We start from the raw sequence: 18,976 nt of genomic DNA, 5'->3' as shown, positions 1-18,976 counted from the left end.
GTCTAGAGATCGATCTGGACGTCGCCGCACGGGGCGGTCACGCAGATTTCGATGTTTTCGTCGGGCGCGGTCGAGACGGCGCCGGTGATCAGGTTCTTCACCGGGCCACTGATCTTCTTGCGGGTGCAGGTGTGGCAGATGCCCATCCGGCAGCCGTTGGTCGGGTTCAGGCCGGCGGCCTCGGCCTGCTCCAGGATCGAGCGACCGTCGTCGACGACGTCGACCTTGCTCCCGGTGAAGGCGACGCTGCCGCCGGAGGCATCGGTCGGGACCGCAATGACCGGGGGCACGAAGCTCTCGGACTGCGTGCCCGGCAGCAGGTCCTTGACGGCGTCGACCAGTGCCGGCGGGCCGCAGACGAACACCGCATCGGGGTTGGGCATCGCGGCTGCCAGGTGATCCGGGCCGAAGTGGCCGCTGAGGTCGCCCCGGTTGGACCGGGTGTAGCTGTGCAGCACCTTGACGCCGGGAGTCGCTGCCAGCTCGGTGGCGTAGGCGGCCTCTTCGGGGTTGCGGGCGTAGTGGAGGAACGCGACCTCGCCGTCGAAGTTCTCCTCCCGCAGCGTCCGCAGCATGGAGAGCACCGGGGTGATGCCGCTGCCACCGGAGACCAGGAGGATGCGACGCGGGCGAACCGCCGGGAGGACGAAGTCGCCGCCGACGGAGTCGAGGTGGACGACCATGCCGGGCTCGGCGTGCTCGAACAGGTGAGTCGAGACCAGGCCGCCGTCGTGGAGGCCGACAGTCAGCTCGATGACCGGGCTGCCCTCGGAGTTCGCCGGCGAGTAGCACCGGGTCCGGCGGCGGCCGTCGATCTCGACGGTCAGGTTGATGTGCTGGCCGGCTTTGAAGCCCTGCCAGGCGTCGTTGGGCTGCAGGGTCAGGGTGACGCTGCGCGGCGTCTGCCGACGGACCGCGACCACCTTGGCGCGGGCATCGTTGACAGTCCAGGTGCGGTCGAAAACCTCGGTGTACCGGTCCACGCCATGCGGGCCGGTGAGGATGCCAACCAGGGCGGAGCGCCGTACCCGGCGGCTCAAAGTTTCGGTGAACATGTGTACACAGTGACCCACTTCAACCGTTCGCGTCAAGACTTAAACCGCAGGTTGTTGCTCGGATCACATGGTGAACATCCGTACCGACAACTCATGCACATCTGTATCAACATGCCCCGTCGCCACGCTGTGTAAACTTTGTTCGGTGAACAGTCGTACCCCTGGTTCACGCGACCGGAGGTCCAGCCGCTCATCCAGCTCCCGCGTCCAGGACAACCTCTCGCGCGAAGAGCGCAAGGAAGCCACCCGCCGCGCCATCATCGCGGCCGCCCTCAAGCTGCTCGACGAGGACAGTTTCAGCGCGCTCAGCCTGCGTGAGGTCACCCGCGAGGCCGGTATCGTGCCTGCGGCCTTCTATCGGCATTTCGAAACCATGGACGCCCTCGGCCTGGTGCTGATCGACGAGTCGTTCCGCGCTCTGCGGGAAATGCTCCGCGGTGGCCGCGCCGGCCAACTCGACCCCAAACGCATCATCGAGTCCTCGGTCGACATTCTGTTCAGCAGCGTCGCCGAACGCCCCGAGCACTGGCGCTTCATCAGCCGCGAACGCAACAGCGGCGTCACCGCGCTGCGCTACGCGATCCGGACGGAAATCCGGTTGATCACCTCCGAGCTCGCGATCGACCTGGGCCGGCTGCCCGGGCTGACGACCTGGAGCGCCGAGGACCTGAACATCGTGGCCGGGCTGTTCGTCAACACGATGATGACCACCGCCGAATCCATCGACGACGCCAATGACGCCAAGGCACTGGACGACGTCAAGCGGACGGCGCGCAAGCAGCTGCGCATGATCGCCGTCGGCGTGGCCGGGTGGCACAGCGGCTAACGTCAGGACACCAGGGTCGGACTTACAGGCACGCGCTTCTTCAGTCGTGCCACCCGGTGCAACTGCCCGAAGATGTTCATCGACGTCAGCATCGGGATGCCGCCGACGAAGGTGCGGAACGAGGGACGGCCGCCGTGCACCTGCAGCTCGTAGAGGCACCCGACGACGTAGAAGAAGCCCATGGTGAAGAGGACGGCGGGTATCGCGTAGGCGAGCGCTGAGCCGGCGTCGGACACCAGCTCATTCGCGTAGTCGATCTCGTCCTGCGACATCGGCTGGCCTTTGCGCACCTTGGCCAGTACCGCTTTGTGGGCACCCACCTGTTCGCCCAACGGAGCGGGTGGGCGCCGCTCCAACCCGCGGACGTACACGAAGACACATCCGACGAAGGTCAGTGCCAGCAGCCCGGCCAGGATGGTCAGACCGCCCCACAGCTCCATGTCCGTCATGCGTCTCCTCCATGGCTTCGCGAGCCGGCACCCGATGAACTGACCGCGGGATCGCCGTCCTCCCACAGCAGCAGTTGCCGCACGGCCTGACGCGAGCCGTAGGGCTGCAGCATCTGGCTGGCAGGGCGCGGCCGCACCTTGAGCGGCCACCAGAACCAGCGTCCGAGCAGCGCCGCGATGGCCGGTGTCATGAACGACCGCACGATCAACGTGTCGAACAGCAGACCGAGGGCGATGGTCGTGCCGATCTGACCGAGCACCCGAAGGTCGGCGAACACGAAGGAAGCCATGGTCGCGGCGAACACCAGCCCCGCCGAGGTCACCACCGCGCCGGACCCGGCCATCGCCCGGATGATGCCGGTGTTGATGCCGGCGTGGATCTCCTCCTTGAACCGGGAGACCAGTAGCAGGTTGTAGTCCGACCCCACCGCCAACAGCAGAATGACGGCCAGCGCCAACACGATCCAGTACAGCTCGATGCCGAAGATGTCCTGCCAGATCAACACCGAGAGCCCGAACGAGGCGCCCAACGACAGGGCCACGGTACCGACGATGATGAAGGCAGCGACGATGCTTCTGGTGATGAACATCATCACCAGCAGGATCAGACTCAGCGCGGCGATGCCCGCGATCATGAGGTCGTATTTGGCGCCGTCCTGAATGTCCTTGTAGGTGGCCGCAGTTCCGGCGAGATAAATCTTCGACCCGCCCAACGGCGTGCCCTTGACGGCCTGTTGGGCGGCATGCCGGATGGCGGCGATGTGCGAAATGCCTTCCGGCGTCGCGGGATCGCCGTCGTGCGTGATGATCATCCGGGCGGCCTTGCCGTCCGGCGACATGAACAACTTCATGCCGCGCTGGAACTCGGGGTTGGTGAACGCCTCCGGCGGAAGATAGAAGGAGTCATCGGTTTTCGACGCGTCGTACGCCTGGCCCAGCGCGGTGGCGTTCTGCAGCGATGCGGCAGCCTGGTCGTTGAGACCTTTGTTCGTGGCGTAATTCGTCATCGTCAGTTCGCGGTTGGTCTCCTGGCTGGTGATCTGCGGCGGGATCAGCGCGAGCAACTTCGGCTGCAGCGCATCGAGTTTGGCGATGCTCCCCGCGACGTCGTTCAGCTGATCGGTCAGGTCGTCGATGCCGTCGAGGGCGTCGAATATGGACCGCAAGGCAGCGCAGACCGGGATGTCGTAGCAGTGCGGCTCCCAGTAGAAGTAATTGCGCAGCGGGCGGAAGAAGTCGTCGAAATTGGCGATCTTGTCGCGCAGATCCTGGGCGGTCGCGACCGTCTGCTGAAATGCCGTGGCCTGCTCGTGGGTGATACCGCTCGACTGCTGTTGCAGCGAATACTGTTGCCGCAGAATGTCGATGGACTTGTTGATCACCTCGACCTGCTTGAGCAGGTCAGCGCTGCGAGCCTGCTGGAACGGCAGGTTGTTGATCTGGCCGGCATTGCCGGCGCTGATCAGGAACGGTATCGACGAGTGGTCGAGCGGCGTCCCCAGCGGCCGGGTGATCGACTGCACCTGCGCGATGCCGTCGGTGTGGAAAACCGCTTTCGCGACGCGCTCGAGCAGGATCATGTCGGTGGAGTTCCGCAGATCGTGGTCGGCTTGGATCATCAGCAGTTCGGGATTGAGCCGGGCCTGGGAGAAGTGCCGTTCGGCGGCGGCGTAGCCGATGTTGGCGGGCGCGTTGGCAGGCATGTAGGGGCGGGTGTCGTAACTCGTCTTGTACCCAGGCAAGGCGATCAGTCCGATGAGAGCCACGGCGACGGTTACCGCCAGGATGGGGCCGGGCCAGCGCACGATGGCCGTACCGACTCGCCGCCAGCCTTGCGTCTGCAGCTGGCGCACCGGTTCGAAGAGGCCGAAGTGCCGGCCGATGCACAGAAGCGCGGGCGCGAGCGTCAACGCGGCGACCACGGCGACGAGAACGCCTGTGCCGGCCGGGATTCCGAGACTCTCGAAGTACGGCAACCGGGTGAACGTCAAGCAGAACACTGCGCCCGCGATGGTCAGACCCGAACCCAGGATGATGTGCGAGGTGCCGTGATACATCGTGTTGTAGGCAGAGATCCGGTCCTCCCCCGCATAGCGGGCCTCGTGGAAGCGGCCGAGGAGGAAGATCGCGTAGTCCGTGCCGGCGGCAATGACCAGGAGCGTCAGCAGGTTCGTCGAATATGTCGACAGCTCGATGATGCCCGCGTTGGCGAGCGAGGCGACGACGCCGCGGGACGCCGTCAGCTCCATCATCACCGTGAAGATCACCATGATCACCGTGGTGAACCGGCGGTAGAGCGAGAACAACATCACCATGATGACGCCGATGGTGATCAGCGTGGTCTTGAGCGTCCCGTGGCGGCCCACCTCGAACTGGTCCGTGATGAGCGGCGCCGCGCCGGTGAGATACACCTTCAAACCTGTTGGCGGCGGGGTGGTTTCGATGATCTTGCGGACGGAATCGACGGACTCGTTGGCCAGCGATTCACCCTGATTGCCGGCGAGATACACCTGCACCAGCGCGGCCTTGCCGTCGGCGCTCTGCGAACCGGCCGCCGTCAGCGGGTCACCCCAGAAGTTCTGTACGTGCTGGACGTGTTTGGTGTCGGCGGTGAGCTTGTCGATCAGGCCGTCGTAGTAGTGATGCGCAGCGGCGCCCAACGGCTGGTCGCCCTCGAGGACGATCATCGCCGAACTGTCGGAATCGAACTCGTGGAACACCTTGCCGATTTGCTTCGCCGCCTGCAGCGACGGTGCGTCCGTCGGGCTCAGTGACACGTTGTGCGATTCGGCCACAGTTTCCAGCTGCGGCACAAAGACATTCGTGACGACGGCCAGGGCCAACCAGAAGAATGCGATCAGCACCGAGTATCGGCGGATGAAGTCGGGAACCCGGTTGGCGCTCATCCTGATTTGTCCAGACAGTACGTGAAGGCGTGCACGGTGTTCACCGTTCTCTCGTCCTTGACGGCGTCGTCGATCGTGATGCGGCAGCCGATCGAGTCGCTGTCGCCCTGCGCCTGGAGGTTGACGAACACCGCGGGCTGGGTGGTGGTCGTGTCGTAGGTCCACGGCAACGTCACGGCGTCGGCGCGCTGCGGCTGGGCATTGACGTCCAGGTAGGTGACGGTGGCGACGGCGCCCGGCGGTCCGTAGACCTCCATCACCACATGCTTGGGGTTGAAGGGCACGATATCGTTCACCGCGCCGCTCGGGGTCGATGTGACGTCATGCGAGGCGAAGACGCCGTGCAGTCGGTACACCGCGAAACCGGCGACCACGACCACCACCGCGGCCACCACGTACATCCAGTGGCGACTCAGCTGGCGTCTGATCGAAAACCGCTGCATCCGTTACCCTTTCGCACCGGCATGCGTCGACTGCGCGGGACATCTCTCTCACGTGGCTAATCAAGAAGGTTGACGGTATGACATTAAACCCGGCGGGGCTATAATTCAACACGTAAAGAATTCTGTGAATCAGGGAGTCGAATGGCGCAGCGACCCACCCGCGGTGGCCGCCGTCCGGGACCCAACGGGACCCGTGAGGCGATCGAGCAGACCGCACGAAAGCTGTTCGCGGAGTTGGGGTACGAGCGGACGTCGCTGCGGCAGGTCGCATTGCAGGCCGGTGTCGACCCGGCGCTGGTCAGCCACTTCTACGGCAAGAAGTGGGACCTGTTCCTCGCGGTGGTCGAACTACCGGTCGAACCCGCTGTGGTCATCGGCCGGGTACTCGACGGCGACAAAGACGGGGCCGGCCTTCGACTGGCGACGTTCATTCTCAACGCCTTGGAGGATGAAGTCAGCAGGCGACCCATGATCGGCATGGTGCGCGCCGCAACCTCCGAACCCGAGGCGGCAAAGCTGGTCCGGGATTTTCTGGCGCGCAAGATCATTGCGCCCATCGCCGAGGGACTCGGCTCGGCCGATGCCGAGTACCGCGCCGCACTGGTCATGTCACAGGTCAACGGTTTCGCGCTGGCGCGCTACGTCTTCGGACTTGAACCACTGGTCCGCCGCTCGAACGAGCAACTCGCCACCGACCTCGGCATCACGCTGCAGCGATACCTGCTCGGTGATCTCGCTGTCAATTAGCGGATCCGGCGGTTTCGCGCCCAGATCGGTAGTTGGCGCGGTACCGGTGCGGTGGCATGCCCACTGTTCGGGCAAAGTGATAGCGCAACAGCGCATGCGACCCCAGCCCGGATTCTTCCGCCACGCGGGCCATCGGCAGCTCGGTTGTTTCCAGCAGGGTGCGAGCCAGGTCGATGCGAATCTGGAGCAGCAACTGCATCGGCGTGGTGTCGAACTGAATCCTGAACTGGCGGTTGAGACTACGTGCGCTCATGGACGCTTGCCGGGCGATCGTGTTGAGGTCCAGCGGTTCCTCGGCGTGCGACTTCATCCATTCGATCGTCGCCTGCAGTGGTTGTTCGGGGCGCGCCGGAGGGAGATGTTCGATGTGCGGCGCCTGACCTTCGTCACGCCATGCCGGAATGACAAGTCGGCGCGCTGTTTTCGCGGCGAGTTCGGCTCCGCCGTCCTGGCGGATCAGATGCAGGCACAGGTCCAGCCCCGACGCGATACCGCCCGCAGTCAGCACGTGACCTTCATCGATGAACAACGCCGAGTCATCGACCCGGACGTCCGGGTACCGGCGCGCGAGCTCACCGGACCAGCGCCAATGGGTGGTAGCGCGGCGCCCGGCCAGTAGGCCTGCGGCTGCGAGCGTGAACGCCCCGACGCACACCGAGGCAACCCGAGCTCCGCGGTCGACAGCAGCACACAACTGGTCGGCAACGACGGCATGGTTGTAGGTCAGAAAGTCGGCGGTGCCCGGCACGACGATGACATCCGCCTCCGCCAGTGCGTCCATTCCGTGCGAGGCAATGATTTTCACCTCGCCCATCTCGGACATCGTTGTGACAGTCCGAGTCAACGCACATATCCGAACGTCGTAACGCGGCGGGCCGCCCTCCTCGGCGAGGGCCACATTCGCCATCCCGAATACCTGTCCGGGGGTGAGCAGTTCAAAGCCCATGACGCGGGGCAGGCCGAGTACGGCAACAATCATCGACTCTGCCTTCCATCGTCCATGTGGCGAGATATTTGCACTATATGGCTATCCAGCCACTATCGCCAGCAGTTCGCACGCGCGACACTGGCTACTCATCCACCGACGGAGAGGACGCCGATGCCGTATCCGCAGCCAACCCAGGCCGAGACGTTCAGCCTGCCCGATTCCGATATCGCCATGGCCGCAACGGAACTCACTTTCCGAGTCACCCCGGCATTCATCTACAACCACAGCGTGCGCAGCTACCTGTTCGCCCGCGAGGTTGCCGCAGCCCAAGGCATCCACGCCGGAGTGGACTATGACGATGAACTGCTCTATCTCAGCTGCATCCTGCACGACCTGGGCGCGACCGACCACGCGAACGGCGACCAACGATTCGAGGTTGACGGCGCCGACGCGGCGGCGGCGTTCCTGCGCGCGCACGACATCGACGACGACCAGGTCACCACCGTATGGACTGCCATCGCCCTGCACACCAGTCCGGGGTTGGCGCATCGGTTCGGAACCGTGCCGGCGGTGGCTCAGCTGGGCATCGGCACCGACATCATCGGGTTGGGAAAAGGACTGCTGCCCGACGGGTTCGCCGACCGGGTGCACCAGGCATGGCCCCGCCACAACCTTGGCTTTCAGCTCGCCGAGGCCATCGCACACCAAGTTCACGACAACCCCGCGAAGGGCGACCCGCTCAGTTTTCCCGGCCACCTCCACCAGGTGATCTACCCCGAGACTCCAGCCATCACGTGGTTCGACGTCATCGAGGCCGCTGGCTGGGGCGACCAGGGCGGACGCGGACGGCAGCAATGACATCGACGACGGTGACGCCGATATCAGTCATAGCTCATGGCATGTCGAATGCCTTCCTGGTCAAGGGCGACAAGGTGGTACTGGTGGATACCGGAATTCCCGGCGCCGGACCGAAGATCGAAGCCGCGCTCGCCGAGGAGGGCGTCAGCCCCACCGACGTCTCGGCGATTGTGGTCACCCACGCACACATCGACCACATGGGAAACGCGTCGCACCTACGAAAGAGGCTGGGCGCGCCGATCATTGCCCATCGCGCCGATCTTCCCGCGTACTCGTCCGGCCGCGCCATCGTCGAACACATGCGGCCGACGGGACCCTTCGGGTGGCTGTTCGGCAAAGTGCCGATGGTTCGCGAGAGCACCGAGCCGTTCGAACCCGACGTCTTCGTCGAGTCAGCTCTGCCGCTGCATGACTACGGCGTTGATGCGCGAATCTTGTTCACACCCGGCCACACTCCCGGATCGCTTTCGGTGCTGACCGGCCCCGGCGAGCTGATTGCCGCAGACCTGATCGCCGGCCCGCTGCTGGGCGCAATCCACTCCTGGCCGGCCAACCCGCCGTTTCACTACGACCGAGTTCAGAATCTCGCCAGCCTCGAAGCCATACTCGCGCTCGACCCCACGATCGTGTACGTCGGCCACGGTGGCCCGCTGGACCCGTCGCGGGTGCGCCGTTGGGCCCAGCGGGAACGTCGCAAGCTTGCCCGCCACTCGCAGTCGGCGGTGCGACCGCGGTTGCCGTGATGCGAACTGTCAGACGTGGCTGTGCGCCGCGGTCCACGCCGGCAGGGGATCTGCGTAACGTAGCCACGCACTCGTGCCGGCCGCCATTTCGTCATCGGTGAGCAGCGCCGAGTCGAGAAGTGCTCGTACCGAGGTGGTTTCGAGGCGAATACCGATGAAGACGATCTCCTGACCCGGCTCGATATCGGTACTCGTCCAATACTGCGCGGGTTCGATGACGAGGTTGGGTCCGGCCTGCGACCAGATGGCGGCGATGTTCGGCCGGGTGGCGATCCAGCAGAAGCCCTTGCTCCGCAGCAGACCACGCACCTGGTCGAGAGCATCGGCGAGCCGCCGCGGATGGAACGGACGATCGGCGCGGAACGTCATGCTGCTGATGCCATATTCGTCGGTTTCCGGGGTGTGCCCATTGGCGATCTCCTCGTCCCACCCGGGCGCCTCCGCGGCAAGTTCCGGATCGAACAAGCCGGTGTTCAGAACGGTCGCCAGCGGCACGATCCCGTGCTCGGTGCGTTCGATCCGCGCGTGGGGGTTGAGGCGCCGCGCGACAGCCTCCACGGTAGCAACGGTTTTGGCGCTGACGAGGTCGGTCTTGTTGACGAGGATGACGTCGGCGAATTCGACCTGATCGACCAGCAGGTCGGCGATGTTGCGCCCGTCGCCGTCGGCCACCGCCAGGTTCCGCTCGGCGAGCGCCTCCCCGCGCGCCAACTCCGGCAGGAAGGTGCACGCATCGATGACGGTGACCATGGTGTCGAGGCGGGCCAGTTCGGACAGGACGAAGCCGTCCTCGAACTCCCAACTGAAGGTCGCCGCCACGGGCATCGGCTCCGAGATTCCGGTTGACTCGATCACGATCTGATCGAAACGCTTCTGCCGGGCCAGATCCGCGACCGCGGTGATGAGGTCTTCCCGCAGGGTGCAGCAGATGCAACCGTTGGTGAGTTCGACGAGCTTCTCTTCGGTCCGGTCGAGGTGACCCTGTCCCGCGATGAGCGCCGCGTCGATGTTGACCTCGCTCATGTCGTTGACGATCACCGCAACCCGGCGGCCCTCCCGGTTGGCGAGGATGTGGTTGAGCAGCGTGGTCTTGCCGGCTCCCAGGAAGCCCGAAAGCACGGTCACCGGAATGAGTTCAGCTGAGGTCGAGGACATGGCCTTAACGATAATCATTTTCATTAAGGATTGCGAGTCGATGCCGCGGAATAATCCGGACTATGGTCCGGTTGCGCAGTGGAGAGTCCGGACGAGCCGGTGCTCACACGAGAGACAAAGGACAGGCACATGACCACCGCAACCGCACCCCTCGGCGTCGGCACCTGGGCCATCGACACCGCCCACTCCACCGTGGAGTTCTCGGTACGCCACTTGATGGTCAGCAAGGTCCGCGGGAAGTTCGAGAACTTCAGTGGCACCATCACCGTCGACGCGGACGGCACCCCGTCGGTCACCGCCGAGATCGACGTGACGTCCCTGAACACCGGCAACGAGCAGCGCGACGGCCACGTGAAGTCGGCCGACTTCTTCGACGCCGAGAATCACCCCGTCGCGACCTTCGTTTCGACCGCAGTGCGGCCCAATGGATCGTCGTACCTTCTCGACGGCAACCTGACCATCAAGGGCAACACCCGCCCGGTCACCCTGAACCTGGAATGGGGCGGCGTGAGCCCCGGCATGGGCCAGGGCGAGGTCTCCGGCTACGAGGCGTCAGTTGTCATCAACCGCAAGGACTTCGGCGTCGACCTCGATCTGCCCATGGAGACCGGTGGCGCCGTCGTCGGCGACAAGGTCACCATCACCCTCGACATCGAGGCCGTCAAGCAGGCCTGACCTGAGGTGACGTCGGGCCGGGTTCCCCGCCACCTGTCGCCCGGCCCGGCGTCGTCCTCCCCGCCGGGCGTGCTCATTCCGGCCAGGCGTTGCCCTGAATGAGGTCAACCAGATTCGTCCGTTCGAATGACGGATCGAAGTGTGCGAGCACGTCGTCGTTCATCGTCCCGAACGTGGTGCCGGGGCGATCGGCCATGCCGTCGTTGAACGCCCGCAGGATGCGGTTCTTGAAGTCGGGACGCGGATGGGCGGCAACCACTTCGGCCCGCTGGTACTCGCTGATCTCTTCGAGACCCAGGCCGATGACATCGGTTTCGACACCCAGAATCACCACCGCGACCTCAGGCGGCAGGTGATGCGGGACCTCCGGTGTGGTGTGCAGCGCGATCGCCAGCCACACATTCGTCGCTTCCTGCTCGCTACGACCGAAGTCCAGCAACAGTTTTCGAGCGAGGTCAGCCCCGTCGATCTCGAACCGCTGATGCGTGGTGCCATACTCTTTCGTCAGGCCCAGATCGTGGAACATGCCGCCCACGTAGGCGAGTTCCGGATCGACATCGAGGCCTCGCGCGGCCGCCTTCAACGACCCCCACAGGAACACCCGGCGGGAGTGGTTGAACAAGGTGTCGTCGGTCGCCTTCCGGACGATCGACGTGGCCTCCCGGACCAATTCGGTGTCCGGAATAGTCACTCCTGCAATAACTTCGGTCATGATCGCCACCCTTCCATCGGACTAAATTGGATACATTCCATTTTGTCCGCGGATCGACGAGACCTACAGGGCACACAATGCCACGCATCCCACAGATCAGGACACGGTCAGACGTACTTCTCGTGCACGTAGCACCACCGCCAGTTCTCCCCCGGCTCGAAGGACTGCACGATCTCGTGCCCCGGCTTCTGCGCGTGCGCACTGGCATGCTTCATCGGCGAAGAGTCGCAGCAGCCGACGTGCCCGCACGTGAGACACAACCTCAGATGCACCCAGCGGGTGCCGGCCGCGATGCAGTCCTGGCAGCCCTTGGTTGTCTGCGGGGTGACCAGGCGGACGTTCTTCAAGTGCGAGTCGCCGAAGATGGATGCCACGGTGTCCACGGTAACCCCGCACGGCGGGATTACCGGGATGCGCCGGACCGAACGTCGGCCAGGAGCATCTCGGCCAATTTCGCGCTCGCCGGTCCGATCTGTGATTGCTCTGCCGACGCCAGATAAATCTGCCACACGATCGCGGGCCGGATCTCTATGGCGCGCAGGTCCGGAAAGTTCGCGGCTTCGCTGCCAGGCATGATGATGGTGCCCAACCCATGCTGAACCAGCCTGGCCGCGATCGAATACTCGAGCGCCACCTCGTGCGGGGTACGTGCCGACACGCCGGCGGCCGAAAATGCCGATTCCACAAGTCTTCTCAGCCCGAACTCGGGAGGGAAACCGATGAGGTCCTCGTCGCATAGCGACGTAAGGTCCACGTGGTGACGCCGCGCCAGGCGGTGGTCGGCCCGGCAGACGAAAACCATCGGCTCTTCGCACATCAACTGCATCTGGACCCGCGGCGGAAACCGGTCGGGTGCGGACACCAGCGCGAGGTCGAGTGCACCTTCTGCGATCGCGGAAAGGTAAGCGGCAGAGCCTGTTTGACTCTGCCGCAGTCTGATCTGGACAAAAGGATAGGTCCGGTGGAACTCCCCCAGCACCTTCGGCAGGTCCAAGGTGCCGAAGGAGATGAGCGAACCGAGATCGACGGTTCCGGACAACTCCCCACGGAAGTCACTGAGGGAATCCTTGGCCAACCGCGCCGTCTGGATGACGCGCCGCGCATGTTCGCGAAACAACTCACCGGCCGGCGTCATCTTGATCTGCTGCTTGGTCCGGTCGAACAGTTCGACGCCGAGCTCCTTCTCCAACTTCCCTATCGACATCGACAGTGCGGACTGCACGACATGGGCCTGCTCCGCCGCACGCGAGAAGTTCATCGCGCTTGCCACTGCGAGAAAGTGTTCGAGCTGACGCAGTTCCATGGGAACAACCTATCAATGATGCTGATCGAAAAGATCAACTCTCGTCATTGGACTTGATGGGTTTCGGTTGCTCTGATGGAGATGAACCGAAGGAAGGAAACGTCATGCAAGCCATGGCCGTGAGCGATCGTGATGCCGGCATCAAGGGCATGTCCCTGACGGAACTGCCGTACCCGCACGCCGCCGAGAACGACGTCGTCGTCCGGGTACATGCCGCCGGCTTCACGCCCGGGGAGCTGGACTGGCCCGGCACCTGGACCGACCGCGCGGGACGCGACCGGACTCCGAGCGTGCCCGGCCACGAGCTCTCAGGGGTTGTCGTTGAGTTGGGCTACGGCACAACCGGATTGACCGTAGGGCAGCGGGTATTCGGGCTCGCCGACTGGACGCGCAACGGATCGCTCGCGGAATACGCCGCCGTCGAGGCCCGCAACCTCGCGCCACTACCGGCCGACATCGACCACGTCGTCGCCGCCGCACTTCCCATCTCGGGATTGACGGCCTGGCAGGGACTGTTCACACACGGTCATCTCACCACCGGCCAGGTGGTCCTGATTCACGGCGCGGCGGGCGGCGTCGGCTCGATCGCGGTGCAGCTGGCCCACGGGGCGGGCGCCTTCGTCGTCGGAACCGGCCGAACCGCTGACCGCGATCAGGCACTCGCACTCGGCGCGGACGCCTTCGTCGACCTCGACACCGAAAAGCTGGAAGACACTGGTGAAGTCGACGTCGTGTTCGACGTGATCGGCGGCGACATCCTCGCTCGTTCGGCCGCGCTCGTGCGGGAGGGCGGAACCCTCGTGTCCATCGCGGCGCCGCCCGAGGTACTTCCCCGCAACGGCCGCGCGCTGTTCTTCGTCGTCGAACCCGACCGCTCGCAGCTGACCGAGCTCGCCACCCGCGTGCGCGACGGACGCCTCAAGCCCGTCGTCGGCGCCGTGCGGCCACTTGCCGAAGCAGTAGCAGCGTTCGCGCCGGACAAGCGCATCCCGGGAAAGACGATCATCCAGGTCGCCGAAGGGACGCAGCCGTGATCGGAAAACGCTACGCGACAGGACTTCTGGCCGTTGCGGTGTTCGCCGGGTGCGCTGGGGGTGCGTCGTCGACCGCAGATACCGGTTCGCCGCCTCCGGTCGAGACACTGACCCCACTTGTCGAGCAGGCGCTCCCCAACGTGCCGGGTAAGACGTTCACGTCAGCGGTGGTCGAGTTCCCACCCGGTGCGCGCGCCGCACCGCACCGGCACGGCGACGCGTTCATCTACGCCTACGTCCTCGACGGGACCGTGCGCAGCCAGGTCGACGACGCACCGGTACGCGCCTATCACCGCGGCGAGAATTGGGTGGAGCAGCCGGGCGCCCACCATGTCCTCACGGAGAACACGAGTCCGACGGAATCAGCCAGGCTCCTCGTCGTCTTCGTCTCGAACACCGGGGACGCACTGAAAGTCGACGACCCGCACGGGTAAGTTGTTCGCCTGGCGGCTCCACGCGAAAGCTGGTGGACTGGAGCTACTTCGGGGATGAACGGGGCGGACACGGTGACACAGCGCTATGACGTCGTCGTCGCCGGTGGTGGCCCGTCGGGCGCCGCGGCGGCATGGCAGGCGGCGCAGGTGGGCGCCAAGGTGCTGGTCGTGGACAAGGCAGAGTTTCCCCGCGAGAAGCCATGTGGCGACGGATTGACCGCCCGTGCCGTCAGCTACCTGCAGAAGATGGGCCTGGCCGACGAAGTCGCCACCTTCCACCGGGTCAACCGCGTCACGGTGTTCAGCCCGAGTCGCTGGGAGATGTCCTTCCCACGGCGCCCCGGCATGCCCGATCACGGACATACCGTCAGCCGTACGCATTTGGACACGGTGTTGCTCAGGCACGCCGAGAAGGCCGGCGCCGAAGTACGCGAGGGCGCCGAAGTGGCAGGACCCGATCTCGATGCCGACGGTCGGGTGGTCGGCGTGGTCCTCAAGACCGGGGAGAAGATTTCGGCGGACGCCGTCATCGCCGCCGACGGCGCGTACTCGCCTGTCAAGCGCGCACTGCACATCGATTCGGAGTACAACGGCTACTCGGCCATCGCGATCCGCGCGGAGATGCCCGCCAACCGGCCGGACACCGATTCGCTCGACATCTACCTGCAACTGCAGTTCCAGGGCGACCAGCTACCCGGCTACGGCTGGGTGTTCCCGATGGGCGGCGGCTTGCTCAACATCGGCGTGGGCTATGTCAACTGCTACCGGAATTGGCAGGCGATCAACGCCACCCACTTGCTCGGCGAATTTCTGGGGTCCCTGCCGCGGGACTGGGAGCTGCCGTCGATCGCGGAATTGAAGAGGAGCAGGAGCGTGCGGGCGTGGCGGCTGCCGATGGGTTTCACCGCGTGGCCGCCGTGGCGTCCGGGCGTGGTTTTCACCGGCGACGCGCTCGGCGCGGCCAAACCGGTTTCCGGCGCGGGCATTTCGAAGGCGCTCGAGGCCGGCCTGATCGCGGGCGAATGCGTCATCGCGGCACTGCAGAACGGTGGCCCCGGCGACTTCACCAACTACACCCAGCGCCTGGAGGCAGCCTGGGGCCGGGAGTACCGCATGGGCCGCTTCGGCCACAAGCTCGCTGGTATCCCGGCCATCCCGAACACCGGCATCAAGCTCCTCGACAAGGGACTCGTCCGCGACTGCGCACTCAGGGTGATGTACGGAAAAACGCACGGTCCCCTGCACACGTACTGACGTCCCCTACCGCGGTGTCCCGCCGCCGTCGACGATGACGACCTGTCCGGTGATGTAACTGCCTGCGCCCGAACACAACAGCAGCGCTGTGCCCACCATTTCGTCGGGGTTGGCCAGCCGCTTCAGCAGGGTGTTGGAGGCCATGCCGTCGATGATCGCTTGCGGGTTGTTGCGCACCATGTCGGTGTCGACCGGACCGGGCGCGATGGCGTTGACCCGGATGCCGTCGGCCGCATAGGCGGCGGCCATCGAGCGGGTGAACGACAGCAGCGCGGCCTTGCCCGCGGCGTACATCGAGACGAACGGCGCGAACTGGAAGGCGCCGACCGACGACATGTTCAGGACCGCGGCCGCCGGGCTGGTCTTCAAGTGCGGCAACGCTTTCTGGACCAGGAACACCGGGCCACGCAGGTTGGCGTCGTACGACTTGGCCCACGCCTCGGGCGTCATCTCCCCCAACGGCTGGGCGAGTGCGTTGGCGGCGTTGTTCACGAGAACGTCGATCCCGCCGAACTCCGCGACGGTGGCGTCCACCAGTCGGTCGAGGTCGTCGAGGTTGCCCATGTTCGTCGGCACACCGATCGCCTTGCCACCCAGACCCCGCAGGTGTTCGGCCGCGGCCTCGCACGCGTCGGGCTTACGGCTGGCGACCACCAGATTGGCACCGGCGAGCACGAATCCCTCGGCCATGGCGAGGCCGATACCGCGCGTCCCGCCGGTCACGATGACGGTGCGGTCGGTCATGTCGAACAGGCGGTCAAACGTGGTGCGGTCCATGGCTAGCAGTAGAACACAGGGGCTAATCGAGCTCGCGCGCGCTGACGAACTCCCGCTGCTCCCCGGTCACCGGGTCGGCAAAGGCCAGCCGCTGCGCCAACAACCGCAGCGGCGTCGAGAAATCGCCGGCAGGAACATCCAGCACCGTGGGGTACAACGGATCCCCGTCGATGGGGAGCCCGAGCGAGTTCATGTGCACCCGCAACTGGTGGGTCCGGCCGGTGGCGGGCGTCAGCTGGAACAAGCCGGAGCCCAACGGCTCGACCACCGTCACCGCGTTCACCTCGCCGGGCTCGATGACGGCCTGTAACGACCCGCGCCGCTTCACAATTCGATTCCGTAGTTCGACGGGCCCGTCCAACGTCCCGGCCGACGACCGCGCCAGATACGTCTTGGCCGCCCCGCCCGAGGCGAACATCGTCTGATACGCCCCACGGACCTCGCGCCGTGCGGTGAACACCAGGACGCCGGCCGTCAGCCGGTCCAGCCGATGTGCCGGTGACAGCTCCCACAACCCCAACTCCCGTCGCAGCCGCACCAGGGCCGTCTGCACCACGTGCCCGCCGCGGGGCGTGGTGGCCAGGAAGTGCGGCTTGTCGACCACGACGATGTTCTCGTCGCGGTACAGCACCGGCACGTCGAACGGAACGACGACCTCGTCGGGCAGGTCGCGGTACCAGTAGATGAAGGCACCGGCCGGCAGCTCCGTCACATCCGAGACGACCGACCCGTCAGCGCAAAGCACCTCGCCGGCAAGGACTTTCGCGGCGGCGTCGGCACCGAACCGGGACCGCAGCTCAGCCAGCACCGGCCCGCCGTGCACCCGTAGCCGGGCAGGCCCGATCCCCTCGTATCCGGGACGGACGGGCAGGCTCAATCGAGCGGCACCGGCTCGAGGATCTCGGACCGAGCCTCGGGAGCTGCCGCGCGCAACGCATCTGCCGATTCGTCGTCGGGCTGGGTCTGTGACAGCACCTCGGCTTCGACGCGGGCCAGGTACGTCGCAACCTCGCGGTCGATGTCCTCGGCGCTCCAACCCAGCACGGGCGCAACAACTTCCGCGACCTCGCGCGCGCAGTCGACGCCGCGGTGCTGGTACTCGATGGAGATCCGCATGCGGCGGGCCAGGATGTCCTCGAGGTGCAGGGCGCCCTCCGCGGCGGCCGCGTACCAGGCCTCGACCTTCAGGTACACCGGCGCCTCGGTGATGGGTTCCAGCAGTTCGGGCCGGTCGGCGGCCATGTCCAGCACCTCGCCGATCAGCGAGCCGTAGCGGTCCAGCAGGTGCCGCACCCGGTAGGGATGCAGACCGTAGTGCTGACCGACATGTTCGGTCTGGTTGATCAGCGCGAAGTAGCCGTCGGCGCCGAGCAGCGGCACCTTCTCGGTGATCGACGGCGCCACCCGGGTCGGCACGAACTCGCTGGCCGCGTCGATGGCGTCCTCACCCATGACCCGGTAGGTCGTGTACTTGCCACCGGCGATGGCCACCAGGCCCGGGGCCGGCACCGCGACCGCGTGCTCGCGGGACAGCTTGGACGTTTCCTCGCTCTCACCGGCCAGCAGCGGACGCAGGCCCGCGTAGACGCCGTCGATGTCGTCATGGTTGAGGGGCGTGGCCAGCACCTTGTTGACGTGCCCGAGGATGTAGTCGATGTCGGCCTTGGTCGCCGCCGGGTGCGCCAGGTCCAGGTTCCAGTCGGTGTCGGTGGTGCCGATGATCCAGTGTGTGCCCCACGGAATGACGAAAAGCACCGACTTCTCGGTGCGCAGGATGATCGCCACCTCGCTGACGATGCGGTCCCGCGGGACGACGATGTGCACGCCTTTGGAGGCGCGGACCCGGAACCGGCCGCGCTGCTTCGACAGGGCCTGAATCTCGTCGGTCCAGACCCCGGTCGCGTTGACCACCACGTGGCCGCAGACCTCGGTCACCGCACCGGTTTCCGAATCGCGGACCCGCACGCCGGTGACCCGGTCGCCTTCGCGGAGCAGTGCCACGACCTGCGTCGAGGTGCGGACGACGGCGCCGTAATGCGCCGCGGTGCGGGCGACGGTCATGGTGTGCCGGGCGTCGTCGACGACGGTGTCGTAGTAGCGGATCGCACCGATCAGCGAACTGCGCTTGAGCCCGGGGGCCAGGCGCAGCGCCCCGGCCTTGAGCAGGTGCTTCTGCGCGGGCACCGACTTCGCTCCACCCAGCTGGTCGTACAGGAAGATGCCTGCGGCGATGTAGGGGCGCTCCCAGACCCGCTTGGTCAGCGGGAACAGGAACGGCAACGGCTTCACGAGGTGCGGCGCCAGTGTCGTCAGCGACAGTTCGCGTTCGTACAGCGCCTCCCGGACGAGGCCGAACTCGAGCTGCTCGAGGTAGCGCAGGCCACCGTGGAACATCTTGCTGCTGCGGCTCGAGGTGCCGGAGGCGAAGTCACGCGCCTCGACCAGGGCGACCTTCAAACCGCGCGTCGCCGCGTCGAGCGCCGCACCGGCACCGACGACACCGCCGCCGATCACGATGACGTCGAACTGCTCGGCGCCCAGCCGGTTCCACGCGGTATCGCGCTGCGCGCGGTTCAGTAGGGTCTGCCCATTGCCCGGACCGGGAATCGGGTCACTCACGGCGGAACTCCTCGTGGTTACTCGTCGGTAGGCGTTGCGAACCCGAGCCTACGTGGTC

The 18,976-nt window shown here is 65.7% G+C and carries 20 protein-coding genes; 8 read left to right on the top strand and 12 right to left on the bottom strand.

Annotated elements, in window-relative coordinates:
* Positions 1-2: 2 nt before the first annotated feature.
* On the bottom strand, positions 3-1,055 hold the full coding sequence (locus tag QRN63_RS15085) for a ferredoxin reductase (RefSeq protein WP_267318194.1): 1,053 nt from the start codon (positions 1,053-1,055) through the stop codon (positions 3-5).
* A 145-nt stretch (positions 1,056-1,200) separates the two neighbouring features.
* Between QRN63_RS15085 and QRN63_RS15080 the strand changes: the two genes are divergently transcribed.
* Entirely contained in the window at positions 1,201-1,881 is a 681-nt protein-coding gene (locus QRN63_RS15080) for a TetR family transcriptional regulator (RefSeq protein WP_061007110.1), read from the top strand.
* A gap of 2 nt (positions 1,882-1,883) precedes the next feature.
* Here the strand turns inward: QRN63_RS15080 and QRN63_RS15075 are convergent, their stop codons facing one another.
* The 3 genes from QRN63_RS15075 to QRN63_RS15065 are packed head-to-tail and all read right to left on the bottom strand — an operon-like array spanning position 1,884 to position 5,679.
* Positions 1,884-2,330 carry a hypothetical protein gene (locus QRN63_RS15075; protein ID WP_285031519.1) on the bottom strand — a complete coding sequence of 149 codons (447 nt, stop codon included), beginning with the start codon at positions 2,328-2,330 and terminating at the stop codon, positions 1,884-1,886.
* Positions 2,327-5,236 (bottom strand): MMPL/RND family transporter, encoded by a 2,910-nt coding sequence (locus tag QRN63_RS15070; protein ID WP_285031518.1) that lies wholly within the window; start codon positions 5,234-5,236, stop codon positions 2,327-2,329. The genes QRN63_RS15075 and QRN63_RS15070 overlap by 4 nt, the downstream gene beginning before the upstream one ends.
* Positions 5,233-5,679: an MmpS family transport accessory protein gene (locus QRN63_RS15065; RefSeq protein WP_267318198.1), complete on the bottom strand. Its 447-nt coding sequence runs from the start codon at positions 5,677-5,679 to the stop codon at positions 5,233-5,235. The genes QRN63_RS15070 and QRN63_RS15065 overlap by 4 nt, the downstream gene beginning before the upstream one ends.
* 141 nt (positions 5,680-5,820) lie before the next feature.
* On the opposite strand from QRN63_RS15065, the gene QRN63_RS15060 reads away from it, so the two are divergent.
* Positions 5,821-6,426, top strand: a complete 606-nt coding sequence (locus tag QRN63_RS15060) for a TetR/AcrR family transcriptional regulator (RefSeq protein WP_285031517.1) — start codon at positions 5,821-5,823, stop codon at positions 6,424-6,426.
* On the opposite strand, the gene QRN63_RS15055 is transcribed toward QRN63_RS15060, so the two are convergent.
* Positions 6,419-7,405, bottom strand: coding sequence for a GlxA family transcriptional regulator (locus tag QRN63_RS15055; protein WP_267318200.1), 987 nt, complete (start codon positions 7,403-7,405; stop codon positions 6,419-6,421). The two genes, QRN63_RS15060 and QRN63_RS15055, sit on opposite strands and share 8 nt — an antisense overlap.
* A gap of 120 nt (positions 7,406-7,525) precedes the next feature.
* On the opposite strand from QRN63_RS15055, the gene QRN63_RS15050 reads away from it, so the two are divergent.
* Positions 7,526-8,212 carry an HD domain-containing protein gene (locus QRN63_RS15050; protein ID WP_267318201.1) on the top strand — a complete coding sequence of 229 codons (687 nt, stop codon included), beginning with the start codon at positions 7,526-7,528 and terminating at the stop codon, positions 8,210-8,212.
* A gap of 41 nt (positions 8,213-8,253) precedes the next feature.
* Positions 8,254-8,955 (top strand): MBL fold metallo-hydrolase, encoded by a 702-nt coding sequence (locus tag QRN63_RS15045; RefSeq protein WP_267318202.1) that lies wholly within the window; start codon positions 8,254-8,256, stop codon positions 8,953-8,955.
* 9 nt (positions 8,956-8,964) lie between these two features.
* Here QRN63_RS15045 and QRN63_RS15040 read toward each other — a convergent pair whose 3' ends face one another.
* The gene (locus tag QRN63_RS15040) at positions 8,965-10,110 is read right to left on the bottom strand and encodes a GTP-binding protein (RefSeq protein ID WP_267318203.1); all 1,146 of its coding nucleotides are present in this window, start codon (positions 10,108-10,110) and stop codon (positions 8,965-8,967) included.
* A gap of 129 nt (positions 10,111-10,239) precedes the next feature.
* Between QRN63_RS15040 and QRN63_RS15035 the strand changes: the two genes are divergently transcribed.
* Complete coding sequence (locus QRN63_RS15035; RefSeq protein WP_267318204.1) at positions 10,240-10,785, top strand: YceI family protein; 546 nt, start codon at positions 10,240-10,242, stop codon at positions 10,783-10,785.
* 73 nt (positions 10,786-10,858) lie between these two features.
* On the opposite strand, the gene QRN63_RS15030 is transcribed toward QRN63_RS15035, so the two are convergent.
* From QRN63_RS15030 to QRN63_RS15020, 3 genes are all read right to left on the bottom strand, one after another.
* Entirely contained in the window at positions 10,859-11,497 is a 639-nt protein-coding gene (locus tag QRN63_RS15030; protein ID WP_285031516.1) for an HD domain-containing protein, read from the bottom strand.
* Between the two features lie 107 nt (positions 11,498-11,604).
* Positions 11,605-11,871 carry a UBP-type zinc finger domain-containing protein gene (locus QRN63_RS15025; RefSeq protein ID WP_267318206.1) on the bottom strand — a complete coding sequence of 89 codons (267 nt, stop codon included), beginning with the start codon at positions 11,869-11,871 and terminating at the stop codon, positions 11,605-11,607.
* A 29-nt stretch (positions 11,872-11,900) separates the two neighbouring features.
* Entirely contained in the window at positions 11,901-12,800 is a 900-nt protein-coding gene (locus QRN63_RS15020) for a LysR substrate-binding domain-containing protein (RefSeq protein WP_267318207.1), read from the bottom strand.
* 104 nt (positions 12,801-12,904) lie between these two features.
* On the opposite strand from QRN63_RS15020, the gene QRN63_RS15015 reads away from it, so the two are divergent.
* From QRN63_RS15015 to QRN63_RS15005, 3 genes are all read left to right on the top strand, one after another.
* Positions 12,905-13,834: an NADP-dependent oxidoreductase gene (locus QRN63_RS15015; RefSeq protein WP_285031515.1), complete on the top strand. Its 930-nt coding sequence runs from the start codon at positions 12,905-12,907 to the stop codon at positions 13,832-13,834.
* Positions 13,831-14,268: a cupin domain-containing protein gene (locus tag QRN63_RS15010; RefSeq protein WP_285031514.1), complete on the top strand. Its 438-nt coding sequence runs from the start codon at positions 13,831-13,833 to the stop codon at positions 14,266-14,268. Before QRN63_RS15015 ends, QRN63_RS15010 begins: the two co-directional genes overlap by 4 nt.
* A gap of 72 nt (positions 14,269-14,340) precedes the next feature.
* Complete coding sequence (locus QRN63_RS15005) at positions 14,341-15,522, top strand: NAD(P)/FAD-dependent oxidoreductase (protein WP_285031513.1); 1,182 nt, start codon at positions 14,341-14,343, stop codon at positions 15,520-15,522.
* Positions 15,523-15,528: 6 nt separating this feature from the next.
* Here the strand turns inward: QRN63_RS15005 and QRN63_RS15000 are convergent, their stop codons facing one another.
* From QRN63_RS15000 to QRN63_RS14990, 3 genes are read right to left on the bottom strand one after another with little or no spacing between them, the layout of a single operon-like run.
* A complete protein-coding gene (locus tag QRN63_RS15000) occupies positions 15,529-16,299 on the bottom strand; it encodes an SDR family NAD(P)-dependent oxidoreductase (protein WP_285031512.1) in 771 nt (256 codons plus the stop codon).
* A 22-nt stretch (positions 16,300-16,321) separates the two neighbouring features.
* Positions 16,322-17,176 (bottom strand): pseudouridine synthase, encoded by an 855-nt coding sequence (locus QRN63_RS14995; RefSeq protein WP_285031511.1) that lies wholly within the window; start codon positions 17,174-17,176, stop codon positions 16,322-16,324.
* A complete protein-coding gene (locus QRN63_RS14990) occupies positions 17,173-18,918 on the bottom strand; it encodes a glycerol-3-phosphate dehydrogenase/oxidase (protein ID WP_285031510.1) in 1,746 nt (581 codons plus the stop codon). The genes QRN63_RS14995 and QRN63_RS14990 overlap by 4 nt, the downstream gene beginning before the upstream one ends.
* Between the last annotated feature and the right edge of the window lie 58 nt (positions 18,919-18,976).

This window comes from Mycolicibacterium sp. lyk4-40-TYG-92, from assembly GCF_030209435.1.
In the GTDB taxonomy this organism is placed as follows: Bacteria; Actinomycetota; Actinomycetes; order Mycobacteriales; family Mycobacteriaceae; genus Mycobacterium.
The sequence above is the reverse complement of the archived record's forward strand: the minus strand, read 5'-3'. Positions and strand labels throughout refer to the sequence as shown.